Annotated in this window: 14 protein-coding genes and 1 pseudogene; 8 read left to right on the forward strand and 7 right to left on the reverse strand. The window is 36.5% G+C overall.

Annotation, left to right across the window (positions count from 1 at the left end):
- Positions 1-158: 158 nt before the first annotated feature.
- The 5 genes from JET18_RS06080 (at position 159) to JET18_RS06100 (ending at position 6,854) form a co-directional block, all read left to right on the forward strand.
- Positions 159-1,172, forward strand: a complete 1,014-nt coding sequence (locus JET18_RS06080) for a sensor histidine kinase (protein WP_202089716.1) — start codon at positions 159-161, stop codon at positions 1,170-1,172.
- A 2-nt stretch (positions 1,173-1,174) separates the two neighbouring features.
- Positions 1,175-1,894, forward strand: coding sequence for a LytR/AlgR family response regulator transcription factor (locus JET18_RS06085; protein WP_202089717.1), 720 nt, complete (start codon positions 1,175-1,177; stop codon positions 1,892-1,894).
- Between the two features lie 112 nt (positions 1,895-2,006).
- Positions 2,007-4,511, forward strand: coding sequence for a PIG-L family deacetylase (locus JET18_RS06090; protein ID WP_202089718.1), 2,505 nt, complete (start codon positions 2,007-2,009; stop codon positions 4,509-4,511).
- A gap of 100 nt (positions 4,512-4,611) precedes the next feature.
- Positions 4,612-6,303 (forward strand): sodium:solute symporter, encoded by a 1,692-nt coding sequence (locus JET18_RS06095; protein ID WP_202089719.1) that lies wholly within the window; start codon positions 4,612-4,614, stop codon positions 6,301-6,303.
- 32 nt (positions 6,304-6,335) lie between these two features.
- Positions 6,336-6,854 carry a DUF2911 domain-containing protein gene (locus JET18_RS06100; protein WP_202089720.1) on the forward strand — a complete coding sequence of 173 codons (519 nt, stop codon included), beginning with the start codon at positions 6,336-6,338 and terminating at the stop codon, positions 6,852-6,854.
- A 144-nt stretch (positions 6,855-6,998) separates the two neighbouring features.
- On the opposite strand, the gene JET18_RS06105 is transcribed toward JET18_RS06100, so the two are convergent.
- The 4 genes from JET18_RS06105 to JET18_RS06120 form a co-directional block, all read right to left on the reverse strand.
- The gene (locus JET18_RS06105) at positions 6,999-7,538 is read right to left on the reverse strand and encodes a DUF3575 domain-containing protein (RefSeq protein ID WP_202089721.1); all 540 of its coding nucleotides are present in this window, start codon (positions 7,536-7,538) and stop codon (positions 6,999-7,001) included.
- An 88-nt stretch (positions 7,539-7,626) separates the two neighbouring features.
- The gene (locus JET18_RS06110; RefSeq protein WP_202089722.1) at positions 7,627-8,781 is read right to left on the reverse strand and encodes a helix-turn-helix domain-containing protein; all 1,155 of its coding nucleotides are present in this window, start codon (positions 8,779-8,781) and stop codon (positions 7,627-7,629) included.
- Positions 8,782-9,107: 326 nt separating this feature from the next.
- Positions 9,108-9,425, reverse strand: a complete 318-nt coding sequence (locus JET18_RS06115; RefSeq protein WP_202089723.1) for a nuclear transport factor 2 family protein — start codon at positions 9,423-9,425, stop codon at positions 9,108-9,110.
- Between the two features lie 20 nt (positions 9,426-9,445).
- Positions 9,446-10,240, reverse strand: coding sequence for an SDR family oxidoreductase (locus tag JET18_RS06120; RefSeq protein ID WP_202089724.1), 795 nt, complete (start codon positions 10,238-10,240; stop codon positions 9,446-9,448).
- Positions 10,241-10,384: 144 nt separating this feature from the next.
- Between JET18_RS06120 and JET18_RS06125 the strand changes: the two genes are divergently transcribed.
- From JET18_RS06125 to JET18_RS21950, 3 genes and pseudogenes are all read left to right on the forward strand, one after another.
- Positions 10,385-10,729 carry a winged helix-turn-helix transcriptional regulator gene (locus JET18_RS06125; RefSeq protein WP_228728491.1) on the forward strand — a complete coding sequence of 115 codons (345 nt, stop codon included), beginning with the start codon at positions 10,385-10,387 and terminating at the stop codon, positions 10,727-10,729.
- Between the two features lie 355 nt (positions 10,730-11,084).
- A complete protein-coding gene (locus tag JET18_RS21945; RefSeq protein ID WP_262896560.1) occupies positions 11,085-11,171 on the forward strand; it encodes an RteC domain-containing protein in 87 nt (28 codons plus the stop codon).
- 22 nt (positions 11,172-11,193) lie between these two features.
- Positions 11,194-11,277: pseudogene (locus tag JET18_RS21950) on the forward strand (hypothetical protein); the annotation flags it as partial.
- Between the two features lie 117 nt (positions 11,278-11,394).
- Here the strand turns inward: JET18_RS21950 and JET18_RS06135 are convergent.
- From JET18_RS06135 to JET18_RS06145, 3 genes are all read right to left on the reverse strand, one after another.
- Positions 11,395-13,953: a T9SS type A sorting domain-containing protein gene (locus JET18_RS06135; RefSeq protein WP_202089726.1), complete on the reverse strand. Its 2,559-nt coding sequence runs from the start codon at positions 13,951-13,953 to the stop codon at positions 11,395-11,397.
- An 862-nt stretch (positions 13,954-14,815) separates the two neighbouring features.
- Entirely contained in the window at positions 14,816-15,472 is a 657-nt protein-coding gene (locus tag JET18_RS06140) for a hypothetical protein (RefSeq protein ID WP_202089727.1), read from the reverse strand.
- Positions 15,473-16,005: 533 nt separating this feature from the next.
- Positions 16,006-17,775 (reverse strand): hypothetical protein, encoded by a 1,770-nt coding sequence (locus JET18_RS06145; RefSeq protein ID WP_202089728.1) that lies wholly within the window; start codon positions 17,773-17,775, stop codon positions 16,006-16,008.
- Positions 17,776-17,898 lie beyond the last annotated feature (123 nt).

A 17,898-nucleotide genomic window follows, 5' to 3' on the forward strand; every position in this document is an offset into this window, starting at 1 on the left:
AGCATGGACATAAAATTTACCCATGTTTTACGATTCGTTTGTCCCTGAAAAAGGCATGTTGGTGTAAAAAAAATATTCTATGAGAGAAAAGATTTAACTTTACGTTTTTATACAAAATATGAATGAAATCTCTACAGGTGTATAATTTGATTAGGCTGTTGCTTAATATATTTTTTTTCGGACTTATTGTATTCGCCAGTATCGATAATAATGATAAAAACCTGCCTTTATTTGCTATTTTTTCATACAACATCATGATTTTTATTCCTGCATGGATCAACAATTTTGTACTTCTTCCCAGATTCAGGAGCACTAAAAAAGTTAAGGATTATCTAATCAAAGTATTGATTGTTTTAACCATTTCGATCGGTGCAGCAGGGTATTACTTAAGCTGTCTGTATGACCATTTTAATAAAAACGAATTGGAAGACTTTACAGCGTTGGCTGTAACTTCTTCAGCTCCTACAGTCTTAGAAAAATATCAATCTTATTTTGATGCTTACCCCGGGATTATCGTCATTGCGGTAATGATGGCCATTGGTTATACAGTACAGGAATATCTGTTAAGAATCAAAAAAAATGAATCTGCGCTTGCCCAGCAAAGAATTGCAGAACTTAGTTTGCTCAAATCTCAAATTAGTCCTCATTTTCTTTTTAATGTCCTGAACAGTTTATATGCCTTATCTCTTAAAATGTCGAAAGAAACACCGGATGTGATCTTAAAGCTTTCGGATATCCTGAGATATTCGCTGTACGAATCACAGCCTAAAGAAATTTCTGTCGCCAGCGAAATACATATCCTTCATACCTATATCGATATTGAACGACTGAGAATGCCGGCCAATGCAACAATTTCTTTTCAACACGATGATGTAAAAGAAAGTGTTAAAATCGCACCGATGCTTTTATTACCTTTAATAGAAAATGCTTTTAAACACGGTATCGATTCAACTATCGATGGTTCTTATATTGACGTAACTTTATCTTGTAACGATACCCGTCTTCTATTTAAATGCACAAATAGCTTTAAAGAAACGATAAGTAAAGATTTTGGCGGAATTGGCATTGAAAACATTCGTAAACGTCTTAAACTGCTGTATCCTTCAAAACATTTGTTTTCAGTACAAAAGGATGAAAATATTTTTACAGTTACCCTTGAAATAAAATTTTAATAATGCGAAAAATAAAATGTCTGGTTGTAGATGATGAAAAACTAGCTCAGGAGGTGCTGATTCATCATATTTCAAAATTTGAGATTTTGCAGCTGGAAAGCGTGTGCAATAACGTTTTTGAATTAATCAGCTATTTAAATAAAAATAAGGATATTGATTTAATTTTCTTAGATATTAAAATGCCTGAAATCAATGGTAATGATTTCGTCTCGATTTTCAATAATCCGCCTGCCATTATCTATACCACAGCTTACCATCAATATGCTTTGGACGCATTCAACCAAAATGCGGTCGATTATTTGTTAAAACCCATCTCACTGGATCGTTTTTCTAAAAGCATAGAAAAAGCCCGCATACATTTACAGCATACCCAAGCAATCTCCTCAGTAAATAATGAAAAAGAGAATGAGAGTTTTTACGTTAAAAGTGAAAAACGGCTGGTGAAAATAAACCCTTCGGAGTTAATTTATATTGAAGGAATGCGTAATTACATCTGTTTATACACCGAAACTAATAATGTAATAATACATGGCACATTAACTACCATTGAAGAAAATTTAAAACACCTGAATTATATTTGCCGGGTACATAAATCTTTTTTTATTAATCTGAACAAAATCAATTACGTAGAGCAGCATGTGGTATCATTAACCAATAAAAAGAACATTCCTGTTGGGTTGAGTTATCGCGATCTGCTGTACAAAAAACTACAAATACTGTAATCTTATTACGTTTTTGCTTATAAACCAATCATATACGATACAGAAACTAAGTGCTTTTTCTTTTAAGGTTGAAAGAAACGATTTACTTATATTTGCCGCAAAGCAAATTTAAATGTTCAAAAAAGTAAACACTGTATTTATTCTTGGCTTTTATACGGTTTTTTGTTCGGCCCAGCAGGTTCGGCCCTCCAAATCATCTGAAATTTACCGCGAACTCAAAACCCTTAAGCAGCTGCCTAAAGTTTTATACCTTGCGGCGCATCCCGATGATGAAAATACAGGATTACTCTCCTGGTTAATCAACGATCAAAATGTAGAAACTGGGTATTTGTCTTTAACCAGAGGTGATGGCGGGCAGAATTTATTAGGCACAGAGCAGGGTGCTGCATTGGGTTTAATCAGGACGCATGAGCTTTTAGAGGCCAGAAAGTTAGATGGCGCCCAACAGTTTTTCACGCGGGCGATTGATTTCGGCTTCTCTAAAAATACGACCGATACCTTTAAACAATGGGATGCAGACAGCATTACAGCGGATGTAGTCTGGGTTATCCGTCAATTCCGTCCTGATATTATCATTTGTCGTTTTCCTCCTACTGCTGCGGCGGGTCACGGACAGCACGCGGCTTCGGCTGCGGTGGCGGAAAAAGCTTTTAAGCTGGCAGGCGATAGAACGGCTTTCCCGGATCAGCTAAAATATGTCAATGCATGGCAGCCCAAACGAGTATTGTGGAATACTTTCCGCTTTGGCGGGGTCAATACGACAGCTGAAAATCAACTGAAAATTACCGTTGGGCAATATGATGCGCAATTGGGAATGGGCTACGGTGAATTGGCAGGATTAAGCAGAAGTTTACATAAAAGCCAGGGTGCAGGAACACAGTCTGTAGCCGGCATCAGAACTGAATATTTTAGCCACGTTGTTGGCGAACCTGCAAAAACAACACTTTTTGACGGAGTAGCTAAAACCTGGACCGCAAAAGGAAATACTGATATTGACCAATCATTAGATCAAATTATTTCCGCTTTCAATTTCAATAATCCTGATCTTAGCTTACCTGCTTTGCTTGCTTTGCGAAAAAAAGTCATGGCGCTAAAAGATGCAGAACTAAAAAAGGATAAACTTAAATCTCTTGACCATATTATTTTAAGCTGTGCCGGGTTTATGGGCGAGGTGGTTACCAATCAGGCTGAAGCTGTTGCCGGAGATCATTACAATTTCAGGTTAAATCTGATTTCAAGAGCTGAAAACCCTGTCATTTTAGAAGATGTAAAATGGTTAAGTCAGTCAGAAAGCTTCAACAGAAAATTATCAAAAGATTCTTTAATTACCATTCAGCATGACATTCAGATTCCTGCAGATGCAGCACTCACAGAACCTTACTGGTTGGCAAAATCTCCCACGAACGCAGCCACTTTCTCTGTTCCGAATGATACTTTAATCGGTTTGCCAGAGGCAGAATCCCCACTGAATGTTTGGGTTGGTTTAAAAATCGGCTCGGAAAAATTTCAGGTTAAACTTCCTTTATCTTTCAAAAAATTAGACCCGGTGCGGGGTGATGTGGTGGAAGCCTTACGTATTGTTCCTGCATTGGAACTGAAATTTACACAACCGCTTTATGTGGTCAGAGAAAATGAAGATTTACATTTGAGTTTAAATCTTAAGGTTAATTCTGCCAAAAAGTTCAGCAATGGTAAGGTAAACCTGATGTATAACGGAGAACGGTTAGGCGGCGCTGATGTAAGTTCGCTCAATGGAAAAGATACTACCATCGATTACATTATTCCAAAAACTAAGCTTGCCGCAATACATTCATCCCGCTTGCAACTGGATGCAAACTTTGTTGCAGATGGAGTCACTTATAATAAAAAACAGGTATTAATTCAGTACCCGCATTTACCCTCTTTGCAATATTTTGCGCCTGCAACGGTAACCGTCATGAAAGGCGATATTCAGGTGAAGGTTAAAAAAGTGGGGTACATAGAAGGTGCGGGTGATTTCATTCCTGAGTTCCTGCGCATGTCAGGGATTCAGGTAGATGTTTTGAAAGACGAAGATTTTTATGGCAGCATAGATCAATCCGGCGGAAACGGTAGCCTAAACAAGCTGTCGCAATATGATGCCATCGTATTGGGTGTCCGTGCCAATAATACAGAGAAAAAGCTGGGCCGCTGGATGCCTTTTTTATGGTCTTATGCAAAAGCCGGAGGTAATCTGGTGATGCAGTATAACACCAACCAGGATACAACCGTTGACCAATTGGGAATGTACAATTTCAATATTGCCAATAAGAGGGTTACCGAAGAAAATGCCGCGGTTAAATTTTTAAATCCCAATCATAAATTACTGAACTTTCCGAACAAAATTACTGCGGATGATTTTAAAGGCTGGGTACAGGAGCGCGGTGCCTATTTCCCTGCTCAATGGGATGCAGCATACGAACCGCTTTTTGAAATGCACGATACAGAGGAAGAGCCACTGCAGGGATCAACTTTATATGCCAAATATGGAAAGGGTAATTTTATTTATACACCGTTGGCCTTTTTCAGACAGCTGCCTGCGGGAAATGTTGGGGCAGCACGTTTATTTTTTAACTTTTTATCTGCACAGAAAAACTAATGAACAATCAACTTAAAAACTGGAATACATGGTACATACTATTAGCCGTTGCATTAGTATTGCAGATCGCATTTTATTATTGGTTTACTAAATCCTGGGCATGAGTAATATAGATTGGACCGTTCTCATTTTTACATTGGTTGCAGTGGTTGTTTACGGCGTATTCATCGGTCGTGGCCAAAAAAGCAACGAATCTTACCTGAAAGCAGATAATAAAATGCCCTGGTACATTGTGTTGATAGGGATTATGGCTACGCAGGCCAGTGCCATTACTTTTCTTTCAGCACCGGGTCAGGCGTATACAGACGGGATGCGTTTCGTGCAGTATTACTTTGGTCTGCCTTTGGCGATGATTGTGATCTGTATCACGTTCATCCCGATTTTTCAGCGCTTGAATGTGTATACTGCCTATGAATATCTGGAAAACCGTTTTGATAAAAAAACAAGGGTACTCACTTCACTGCTTTTTCTTTTTTCCAGAGGCTTATCAACGGGAATCAGTATTTACGCTCCGAGTATCATCTTATCAAGCGTTTTAAACTGGAATATTTATTTAACCAATGTTTTAACGGGTGGTATTCTGTTGATTTATACCTATGTTGGCGGTGCAAAAGCGATCGCCCACACCCAAAAATTACAGTTTCTGATTATTCTGGGAACCATGGCTTTTGCAGGGTATCTGCTTATTCAGAATATGCCGAATGGAATTGGCTTTAATGATGCGTTGTATCTGGCGGGAAAATCCGGAAAGCTCAATGTCATCACCACAGAATTCGACTGGAAAGACAAATACAATATCTGGAGCGGGCTGATCGGCGGTTTTTTTCTGGCCCTTTCTTACTTTGGGACAGACCAGAGTCAGGTTGGGAGATATATTACTGCGAAAGACAATACCAATGCAAAAATGGGCTTGCTGCTGAACGGATTGGTTAAAATTCCGATGCAGTTTGCTATTCTCCTCATTGGTGCTTTACTTTTTGCTTTCTTTTCTTTAAAACCGGCTCCGATTTATTTTAACGAACGCTCTTATCAATATTTAAAGGAAACAAAACCTGAACAGGCTGCGGTTTTTGAAAAAGAGCATCAGGATTTGCAAACAAAATTTAATGCTGAATCGAAAGAAATTTTAAAGTTAAGAGAAAACAATTCTCCACAACTTCAAAAAACAATTCAGGAATTTAAAAATACACAAACCCAGGTAAAAGCACTTCACGGCAGGGTAGAGGAAGCGATCAATCATTCAAATTATAATGCAGAGAAAACGGATACGAATTACATTTTCCTGTATTTCGTAAAAAATACCTTGCCTGTAGGGATGATCGGTTTACTGTTTGCCGTCATTTTTCTTGCGAGCTGGGGTTCCATTTCCGCAGCGCTGAATTCCCTTGCCGCCTGCTCATTAAAAGATGTTCATTTGATATTTAAAAAAGAAATTCCTGATGATGCCACCGAATTGAAGTACAGTCGCCTTCACACCTTAGCCTGGGGTATCTTCTCAATCGGCGTCGCGATGTTTGCTACGCAGATGGGTTCTCTTATTGAGGCGGTTAATGTATTAGGTTCTCTTTTCTACGGCCCGATACTGGGGATTTTTCTGGTCGCTTTTTACTATAAAAAAATCACCGGTTCTAATGTATTTATTTCTGCCATTTTATCAGAAATTGCGGTTATTGCCGTTTATAACTTTGATATCGTTTCTTTCCTTTGGCTTAATGTCATTGGGGCAGTGGCCGTTATTTTATTTTCAGCAATCGGGTTGCTGTTTTATAAGAAGAAAGCAGTAAATTCGTAAACAAACAAAGTAAACATACAAACAAAAATATTATGAAAACCATCATTAGATCAGCTGCCGTACTTGTTGCGACAATGACAATCTCCATGAATGCCTTTGCACAGGACACTAAAAAACCTGCCAGCCCTGCGGCTACTGCTACGGGAAAAATTAAAGATGCAACCATTACCATTGCCTATAGCAGTCCTTCTGTTAAAGGGCGTACCATCTGGGGCGGTTTAGAAGCTTATGATAAAGTCTGGCGTGCGGGTGCCAATGATGCCACGACTTTCGAAACGGATAAAAATATTACCGTTCAGGGTAAACCGTTGCCTGCAGGTAAATACAGCTTTTTCTTAATTCCTAAAGAAAGCGGAACCTGGACTGCGATTTTTAACAAAGAGCCCAAACAATGGGGTGCTTATAAATACGAACAGGCAAAAGATGCTTTACGGGTTGATGTAAAAACAAAAGCTTTACCAGCAACACAGGAAACCTTAGTGTATAAAGTAAACAGTAATGGATTCACAATGGATTGGGATAAAATCTCAGTTCCTGTAGAGATCAAATAAATTTGAATATAAGAAATTAAAATCCCGTTAATCCGGGATTTTTTTATTGTTTCAAAGATTATTATTGTAAGTTCCATTGATATTGACGCACGTTCATACAAACACTTTTATCGATGATGTGGAAAACAAAAGTCTATTTGATTTTTAAAACCGGTAGCCCATACTCAGTCCAAGCTTTATAACCTGATCGTGATCTGTTTTATCTGCATTGAAAACAAGTCTTCCGTAGGCTGTATTGGCTTCAAAAACAAATCCTTTCCTGGTAACCAGTTTCCATCCAAAACCCGCACCTAATGCAAGATCATAAACATCTTTACCTTCAGTGAATGTTGTATGATCTGCTGCATAGATTTTTTTTCCATCAATGGAAGTGAGCATTCCAAATCCTTCGACAAAAAAACCGGAAGCATATTTTTTCCCAAAATAATATCTGTAGTAGGGAGAGATATAGTAATTCATATCCTCATTTGCTGAATGCTCATATACCTTGAATGCAGAAATCCCTATTGAAGAATTTTTGTTGAGAAACCGTTCATAACCGGCTTCCACGGCACCCATTAAAGGCGCAAATAAATTTAGTTTAATTTCATTGTTTTTCTGATAAGGATTTGCATCAGTTTCACTTTGAGCATGGACAGAATAAAAAGCAAACAAAAGGATGAGTACTGAAAAGATTTTTTTCATAAAAATTAATTTAAATTATTTAAGTGCAAAACTCAAATAATTCAAATTAGGACGGGTTTCAAAAGCTTAAAAATGGAGAAAATGGTACTTATTTGATGGTGTTTTTATATTCATTGGGGGTCTGTCCGGTCACTTTTTTAAAGGCTTTAAAAAAAGTTGTTTTTGAAGTAAAGCCGGCTTCCAGTCCCATTGTCAGCAGATTATAGTTTTCATATTCCGGATCTGATATCATTTCCTTCACGGCTTCCACCCGATATTGATTGATATAGTGGGCAAAGTTGTCTCCTGTTACTGTGTTTACAATTTGTGAAACATATCCAGCACTTATCCCTAGTTTTTCAGCTACTTTTTCTCTGTTTAATGTACTGTCGGTATACATGTGCTGCTCTTTGCAAAGCAGCTCAAGTTTTTGAAAATAAAGATTGTCACCTGTTATAGATTCTCTGGATTCTTCTGCAGGGCTATTTTCTTCCGGTATACTGTTTTCTGCAATTTGCAGATTGGGATGTACAATAGCCAAATCGTTGTTTAGAAAATGGTAGACGGCATCTTTGTTTTTGGCAAGCTTGTATTTGTAAATGCCTATATAGGCTGTCCAGTGAATGATAAATGTTGCGGATAAAGCCAGCACGCTCATGGTAGAGGAAATGTCTATTCCCAAAAAGAAGCCAGCCATATAGGTAATGAGCCAGGTAGATAACAATAAATAGAGCGTAGTTAATAACGTAATTACCCATTTTTTCTCTTGCGGATCTTTTAAATGTCTTATCATAAAATAAGAGTAAAAAGGTGGAAACAGGATGATGATAAAGGCAAATAAAAGCTGAATCAGTCTAAGTATATTGATGATCAAAATGCCTGAATCTGCGATTTTATAAATTCCTAAAATATCATTAAGATGATAGGTAATGGTAAAAATAGAGGAATAGGCAAACGGAATATAATACCAATAAGTTCTTTGTCTGTTCTTTACGGTATCATCAATCCTGTGTATTATAAAAAGGAAGATGAAGACGGGGAGTAAAAATATCCACTCAATATAGTCCAGAAAACGTAGCAAAGGATAGGACCTGAATGCACCTTCAATTTCAAAAACATAATTCAGTAAAACCATGGAAAGTGCAAATAGTAAATAAGCCAAATACTTATTTGAATTACTATTGAACAGGGAAGATTTTAAAATAACTACGCCTAAGACGATTCCCTGAAAAACAGCAATATTTAAAAGTGTTGTATAGATCAATTTTTTAATATAAAATTTGTTTTTAAATATAGCTCTTTGCTGCGAATTGATAAAAACGAATTTATACTAATAGTGGGAGCTTTTTTAAGGTGTTGAGGAACGAGTTCAACTGAAATGAATTATTAATTTGTAGAGAAATTAAGTGTAGAAAACAGTTCTGGTGAATAAAAAAAAGACGCCACCTCTATTAAAGTGACGCCATTTGGCTGTTGGTGACCAAGACAGGATTATTTTCAAACTCTTTCATCGATGATTTGGTTCGATTGAGCCCAATTAAACTGCGGCTACGGAAGCTTCAGCTCTGACTAATTTTGCCAGTTAAAATATTAACCTGTTATTTTCAATGACTGAATATATCCGTCAGATAATTGAAAATGATATTTCAAAACAACAGGACTGCCTGGAAAATTTCCTGAAACTTCCGCAGATAAGATGTTTTCATTTTCATTATAGTGTAGTGGTTTCATAGTGGCCTGGTATTCTTTGTTGGCTTTGTCAATCCAGTTTTCAATTTCAGCTTTTCTGTTATGGGTTTGGCCTTCATCATATACCTCTGCATTTTCGGTAAAACAATTTGCATACGCTGAACTGTTAAATTCATTTTGCGCTTTTACTAAGTCTGAGATAATGTTTGGTAAATTCATTGTATTATATTTTAAGTTTATTAAATGGTTGGCACAGTGCCGCCATCGATTACAAATTCAGTTCCGGTTAAATAATTAGCTCTTGGTGAAACAAGAAACCCTACTAATTCAGCGACTTCCTGCGGTTCAGCAGGTCTGCCATAAGGTATTCCGCCAAGTGCATCCATAACACTTTTTTGAGCCTCCTCAACAGACGTATTTGAACCTTTGGCGATCCTTTCCAAAAAAGCATCTGTTGCCGTTGTTTTTATCCATCCCGGCGAAACAGTCAGCACACGAACACCCTTCGGTGTAACTTCATTAGATAAACTTTTGCTGTAATTGATTAATCCTGCTTTTGCTGCTGCATACGGCAAAGTAGAATCGTACAAAGGCAATTTGCCCTGAATTGAAGCGATGTGAATAATAACCCCTGCTTTTCGCTCTATCATTTGTGGTAAAAATCCTCTGTCCAGCCGAACAGGAGCAAGCAGATTAGCCCGTAGGGTTGATTCCCAGTCTTCATCAGATAATACGGTAAAGCCGCCTGAGGGTGTTGATGAAGAGCCAAGATTGTTGATAAGAATGTCCAGCCTGCCGTAATGAGACAGCACTTCGCTGATTACTTTTTGAGCTCCTTCCGCTTCACTTAAATCAGCTGAAATAAAATGAAGATGGCTGTTTTCTTCTTCAGGTGCATTTCTTGCGGTGATAATAACCGTTGCGCCAGCTTGTAACAGCCTTTCTGCAATTGCTTTTCCGGTTCCTTTCGTACCTCCGGTTACCAGGGCAATTTTACCTTGAAGTTCATGGTTGTAATTAAATTGATTTTGCATTGTCTGATTCTTTGATACAAATTTCCGAAGTATCACGCTTTCAGACAATAACGGAAAACCGAATCGCATAGGGATAATTTTTTCCCCTATTGTACAATTTGGTACATTGGACTAAATTTGTTTATGCATGAGAGAAAAATACCTTTGAATTTAAACTGCGGTCTCGACCTTATTGGTGAAGTCCTTTACGGAAAATGGAAGATCCGTCTGCTATGGTTTATCAATGAAGGGCAACTGCGTCCCAGTGAATTGCAGCGTAAAATTCCGGATGCTTCAAGACGGGTTTTAAATATCCAATTGAAAGAATTGGAAGAGCACGAGCTCGTGACAAAGAAGATTTACCCGGTTGTTCCGCCAAAAGTTGAATATTCTCTCACAGATTTTGGGAAGACCTTAATTCCGGTAATTTCTGCATTAGGGTATTGGGGTGATGAGAATGAAGCCAGGCTGAGAAGGGTAATTTTAAACAGAATGGGGGAGAATGATTGAGATGGGTATTCCAGAATTGTTTTGTATGTAAATAGTAAATGGGACAAACTAATTTTAGAAACATAACTAATTTACAGTATATAATCTAATGAATTGATGGTTTTGATTTTTAAGGAAAAAAAATGGCGCCGTTTGGCTGTTGGTGAACTTGCTGGTTGGAGCATCGAACCAATTTTTAAAAAATCTTGAAGGTGTTTTATATGTATGTATTTGAAAAATAAGTGTTTATATTGATGTTTGTTTTGTGTGTTAACAATATGGAAGATACTATACCAAAATTCGATGGTTCTTTTGGTAGACAAGTTTTTCGCATAATTTCTAAGAGTAAAGATTTTCAGGTGAAATTTAAAATGCAATGATCGAACTTATCTATGCCCTGCATATTTCCGGCAGTGTCTCCAATGGAATGGTAGGATTAAAAAGAATTAGTAAGCTTTTTTGAGGAATTATTCGAGGTTAATCTTGGGGACATCCATCATGCGTTTTACCAAATGAAATATCGGGCTGGTGAAAAGCAAGTTACTTACATCACCTTACGAATTCATTAGAACAGTATATGGAAAGAGATCTTTAATCATCGTACGTTCTTCAGGTCCGGCAATAAATGAATTTTTAAAAGGGGTATCTCATATTGAGACCCCCTTTTTTATTTAAAGCTTATTTATTTAATGTTTTATTACCAATTGAACAGATATCCTCTCTTCTGGAGCTGTTATTATAACAAAATAGCTGCCACTTGGTAGATCAGAGGTTGAAAAATTAACATTGTTCAGCCCTTTGTTAAAATTCTTATTACTTTCGATAGATTTCACCATTTTCCCAAGCAGATCAAATACCTGTATATTAATAAGATTGTTCTGGGACAATTCAAAATCCAGTTTTGCAAAATCGGATGATGGATTTGGCGCTATACTAATCCCTTTAAAATTTGAATGAGTATTAGAAGGACTTGTTTTAGCCATTTCTTCATAAAAAGATTCTCCAGTTTCCTGTGTATGGTTGATCTTTACGTTAAAGACACATGCACTTCCATAATGCTGATCCGGTTTTTCAGCGGATACCTGTGAAACGGTATACTGATAATCCTGAATCAGATCTGTTGGCTGTTTAAGTTCAAAAGTGAACTTTATTGCCCTGTATTCTCCAGGCTCCAGTGAAATGTTAGCCAATTGAGCATTGTCGAAATTGGTAACCTCAATCTCATGTTTTTCAGCATTAAAAATTTCTATTCCTTTTCCTTCTGATCCTGCAGCCGTCCATTTCTCCCATAAGCGATCATCCAGTTTAATTTTTATTCTACCTATATTGCTGAAACTGTTATCGTTTACCATAGTTCGGTCAAACCTTACTATAAAGTCTGTTTGAGTTGAAGTAGGATTTCCGATAAATATTGAACTGTCATATTGATAGTGCGTTCCCTCCGATACTCCAAGTGGTACCAAAGAAGTATTACGCGTTACAATATTGTTGTTATTTTTAACATTGTCTCCCATCATATTGGTTGTGCTGGCGGGAAGCTCACTGTACATAGGGTCATTGACGTTAACTATTCTTCCCAGGAAACATAATATAGGATTGCTGATTACGTTGGGGTCTCCAAATAATGACGGGTTTACCGGCTGCCACTTCGCATCAATGATGATTTCCTGTCCCGGCTGTAAAGGTGGAACAATAAACCCAGGAGTGCTAGGATTGCTGCTGTCATAATCAGGAGCATTACTATTGAAAACCAGACTTTTTGATTTTAATTCCCCTCCGGCAGGAATGCAGGTACTGGTTTGTGGGTTTATAATACACTTTGATCCATCCCATGAATTAAGAGCAGTTGGCGAAGGAGGATTCACAGGAACTATATTATTGTCCCAAGATTCCCCTGTGGCACCCATAGTCCAGTATAGCCTTACACGGCTTTCAGTAGATTCTGTACAGCCAATATTTCTTACTCTGAATCTCATTATATTATACCTGGACGGATCAGAAGAATAACCGGGATTCTGATGAGTAACGCTTAATCCATTCACTGTCTTTCTGTTCCAGATATCATTGCTTTCCCAGATAACTTCATTTCCCGGCGATGGTATATAAGGTTCAGCTCCGGTATCAGCAGCATTGTCGAATGCGGCCAGATCCCACCTGTAGTTGACCTGATTATAATTTTCATAATCTATCTGGTCCGGAAGAAGTCTTGTCCCATAATAGGCGATGTCCATATTGGGTAAAGTAAGATTAGGAACCTCTGTTACGGTTATAGCATTAGGATTTATAGAAGCTAGTTTATAACCTTGGCTACCATTTTCCTTTGAAACATAAAATTTCCAGTCAGCAGCCCTTTCAATATAAGAGTTATGATATGCAGCAGAATTTGGTATATAATGGGCATACTGAAATAGCAGATTGATAATAAGAATTCCTTTATATGCCGGATTGTAACTGTTCTGTGCAATAATAATGTTATTATAATCAACAAATTCAACTCCATGAACTTTTCCTGGTGCAGGAATAATCGGATAAGTAGTATTGATGTAATTACCCTCTGAATCTAGGTTATGAACTATTAAGTTGGAAGTACCTTCTCCAAAAGCTAATCGCATATTTCCCGTTACCGGATCTTCAAATAATTCTACATCAGTTGGATCATCTGTACCAAAAGCAGGTAATAATCCATGATGTGAGATTCCATTTCTATCAATAAGAAATTTATCCACATTATTCCCAACAACAAATAAATAACGGGTCTTGTTTTTTCTCAACTTAGATATCGCAAAGGCCTTATCTCCCTTTGGACCTATATGTTCTGTCTGAGAAAGTGAGACTGAAAGACCATTAACTGTTACTTTTACATATATCAACTCATTGCTGCAATTAATACATACCGGCCTTTGTGTCATGGCAATAATGTAAAATTCGTTGCACGTTCCCGGAACGTTAACTACCGAAACTTCTCTGCCAAGATTATTGATATCAATATAACCTACATTAACATTATTTCTATTGTAGACGCTATTTCCCCGAATGTAAAACAATAGCTCTCCATCGGGACCAAAACCGGCATTTGACCCAATGCCAGACCAAGCTTGCCCCAAGGGGTTGGACAAAAGTTGTGGTACTAAGGTATTCTGAAAATTAACAAGGGAAGTTCCTAAAACCCATTGGGGCGATTGAGCATTCATCAGGGGTATAAAATTTGCGATTGCAAAAAGCAGTAGTATTAGATTTTTTTTCATAAATAGTTGGTTTAATCCTTAGGGTTAGGTTGTTTTTGTTAAATAGGTTTGTTAAATGGTGACCAAGTAACACTATAATACTTAACAGACACTAATTTAGAAGATGTAGGTAATGATACATTGATAGAACTAACAACTGCGTTGAATGAAACAATATCTGCGTTTGACTATTCAATAGATGCGATTTTTACCCTGAAATATCTTGGTAATTTTTAATATTAGATAAAAAAACTATGTATTATAAATAGGTGCTCATAAATAGCTATCAACTTGTGCATAAAGGGGAGTTGGACGATCCTGACTTTTAATAGCTTCAGATAAAAAGAAGGTTTAGAACAGAAGATGGGCAAAGCTCTTAATGCAGTTACCAATACTTAGAAATGTTATAGAAAGCCAATAGAACAGATAAAAGTGGTATACCTGAAAAAATAATATTTGATGGGACGGATTTTCAAACACCCAAAATCAACTCATTGATTTATAATATCTTGTTGATGGGAAAGGAATTAGCAAAACAAAAAAAAGGATTAAAATTTGTAAAATTTTAATCCTTTTTGTGAACTTGACAGGACGCTATCCAAACTCTTTTTTTACTGATATAGAAAATGTCTTAGAGTTATGTGGTTGAAAATAAGTAGTATATAAATATTGTCTTTACGCATAAACTTAAAAAGATGTTCTTTAAACACATTTCCGGAAGATTTTGTCTTATAAGTCAGTTTGATTTGCTGGAATAATTGTTTTATATCTTGACGATTGATAAAATATTGGTTGGTGATCAAAATATTAGATGAGACAAGAGTTGGAATATTGTGATTCACTTTCAGAATGATAAAATCTAGATCAATTTTGGTTTCCGAATTTACATGTTGTTGTTGTTGTTGTTGTTGTTGTTGTTGTTGTTGTTGTTGTTGTTGTTGGCATTCTCAACATTTTGCAACCTTTTTGAGATAACGCCTGCATCTAAGATTGAAGTTATGCTTCCTAGCACGAAATAGGCCAGAAGGAAAGCCATACCGGCCAAAATATAGAGAACTAGATATTTTGAAAACATATTCAGTTCGGCATAATTACAGAAAACCAAGATCGCAAAACCAAGCAATGCTAAAAGTACTGCAAAACATAGCGAAAATTTTTTGAAATATATTGTTGTCTTAGTAAGATTAACATAGAGTTTGCCCAATTCATTAAATGACAGATGTGCTTTAGCACTTTTTATAATTGGCCAGTCGAAATTGTTTCCGAGTTTATCTTTAAGCTCGTTATAGGCAGGAATACTTTTGTAATTTGTCCTGAATCCTGAAATTATAAAGAATATATTTTCTTGTATGGCTGGCTCGATAAATTTATCCTTAAAGTCAGTTTGGAGATTTTGTAACAAGGGGTAAGCATCGATCATGTACTGTAGCTTTTGGAACTTCCTTTTCAGATGAAAATTTAAAATGTAGGGTGCTGCCAAAGATGTAAGAATTACTGTTACTAGTGTTCCTGTGGCTGTTACGATAGTATTAATGTCCATAATATAAAAATATTTGAGTTTAAAATTTTAGTGGTTAGATTCTGTTATTATTTTCAGTTTTTGTCTTGCTAAGTAAGAAAAAGTATTGTTGAACTTTCTTACGCATTAGTGATTTCCAGAATAAATCATTACGAAATCGGTATACAAAAAAACTGCAAATAGTCAATTTGCAGGATTTGTATATTCTTAAATCACTGAATTAACTTTTAAAATGTCGTTGAATATGAATGGATAACAGTTTTATAACATGAAATTAAGACTTGGTAAAGCCATATTTTTCTTCTCTCTTTTTAAATGCTACCTGTGGGGAGTGCCGGGAAATTAATATCTATATTTTCAGCTCCGATTAAAGAGATTAAATAATACATAAAATGGATAATATGACTTGCTGGTAGGAAAATCGAGCCAATTTTTTGAGGATTTAGAAAAGGTTTTGAATGTATGTGATTGATTGTTATGTTTTTTTGTTTTGGTTTGATCTCTGTTATGTTTCGAAGCTACTTAATTGGTACATTAAAATATTGTTAACTCTATTATTTTTCAACTTCAATATCTATCCAGTTTTGGATCATGTTTAAGATAATATGTAAATTATTTACACAAGCGAAGAGTATTTGATAACCCTGGATCACAGAAGGCGAAGTCCTATCAACTGAAATTAAATCAAAGGCATTATTGATCTCACTACTTGGTAAATGAGCATCTCCATGTCTCAGTTCATAGACTCCAACAAGAGGCGCGGTAATTTCTCTTGCTTTTTCTTTTGGAATTTTTATTGCTAGCAGATTTTCAAGAGTTTTTAATGAACCCCATTTAGTACCCTTTGGGGGAATAGCTATTTTTTGAAGGGATTCTATATCAATATCATCGATTATAATTCTAGCAATATCCTTCGCCAGAGAGAACAGCCCTTTGTCGTCAACTGCTCGGAATCTATTTATTGTAGCTATAATTTCTTCGACAGAGTGATGTCCTCTAAAAAACTTTATATTAAACTGTTTTTCAAATGCTTCATTTATTTCATTAATTACTCTTTTTAGAAATCGTTCTGGTGCATGTGTGCTTGCGGGCTCTGCTTTCACTTGCGAGGCGTACAACTCTTTGCCAATTCCACCTTCAGGAGCAACGTTGTGCGCTGACCAAATCTGTTGCTGCCAAGACGGTAGCCTCCCGATGTCTTTTGCATAAACAGTAATTAAACCTATCTCATTGACACCAAAGTGTATATTCCAAGACGGTGAACAGGAAAGTTTTCCTGTGTCCCTTGTATACCAATCTAAAGAACTCCCACGTATCGATAATATATGTGAGGCTAATTCAGGTTTGAACCATAACCACTTTCCGCCTTGTTTTAATTGATTACCTGTCTCTTTATTACCGATAACGTCAACTATATAGTAAAAATCTATATTGTCCTCATGTCCTAAAGTAATTGGGCTGGTGGCAGCTGGATTGATCCATTCATATTTCCATAGTTCCGCTATTAGACGGTATAATTTTTTTCCTGCAAAGTTTTTTTCATAATATTCCGATTTCACATTTTCGTTCGTAGGAAATGCTGTCATATCAGGTACATCATCATTTTCATCAACATCTGTTCTACTAGCATGGGATATGGCAATTTTTTCTCCAAATGCAAATCCTCCTTCAAGTATTTCTAAGATGTTAAATTCCCAGATGTCTTTACCATTTTTAGATTGTGCGGAATCTTTATCCCAAGGCAGTGGGGGCTTAGTTTCCAATATTGCATCCCTGCTGAAAAAGGAGGTGACATACAAGCCAGAATTCCTTGCAGCTAAGTAATCTTTTAAAAATTGATTTTTTATTTGCAGATTGACAGGTTCACTCTCTTCATTTCTTTCCAGTTTTGCTACTTCGGTATAACCCTGTCTAGGGCAGACCCAAACATCACCCTCTCTCTTTAAACCCAAATTTGTTACAAGGTCCTGATGCAAATGCCACTCATGATTATCGTAATTATTGTCGAAAGTCTGGTCTAATACTAAATGAATGCCCTTTACATTCTCACCTTCATATAAATCAGACTGTGAATAATTTTCATATACAAAATTTAACCCTACTGAATGACCTATTCCCACATCACTCCATGATAATTGTTCAGCACTTTCTCTTTGATCTACAGAAATCATTAAAGTTCCATGACCCGTAAAGTCTTCTTTGTAGCCATTTTTTCCAAAGGCTATATCATTTTGAACAGATTTTTGGGATCTTAGTGATACCCATACGGAATTATCCAATTTTCTTTTTCTTAGATCCTTCATTTCAAACCATGTATGATCCATATCTTGTGTGTTTAATTAATTTTTATGTGAGAATTCAAATATACAAAACGGTCTTTTCTCTATTGTAAGGAAAACCGTAATGGCAAATAAAATACATATTAAGTTTTTTTATCAATATTTACC

Origin of the sequence: Chryseobacterium endalhagicum (assembly GCF_016745235.1) — a bacterium.
GTDB lineage: Bacteria > Bacteroidota > Bacteroidia > Flavobacteriales > Weeksellaceae > Chryseobacterium > Chryseobacterium endalhagicum.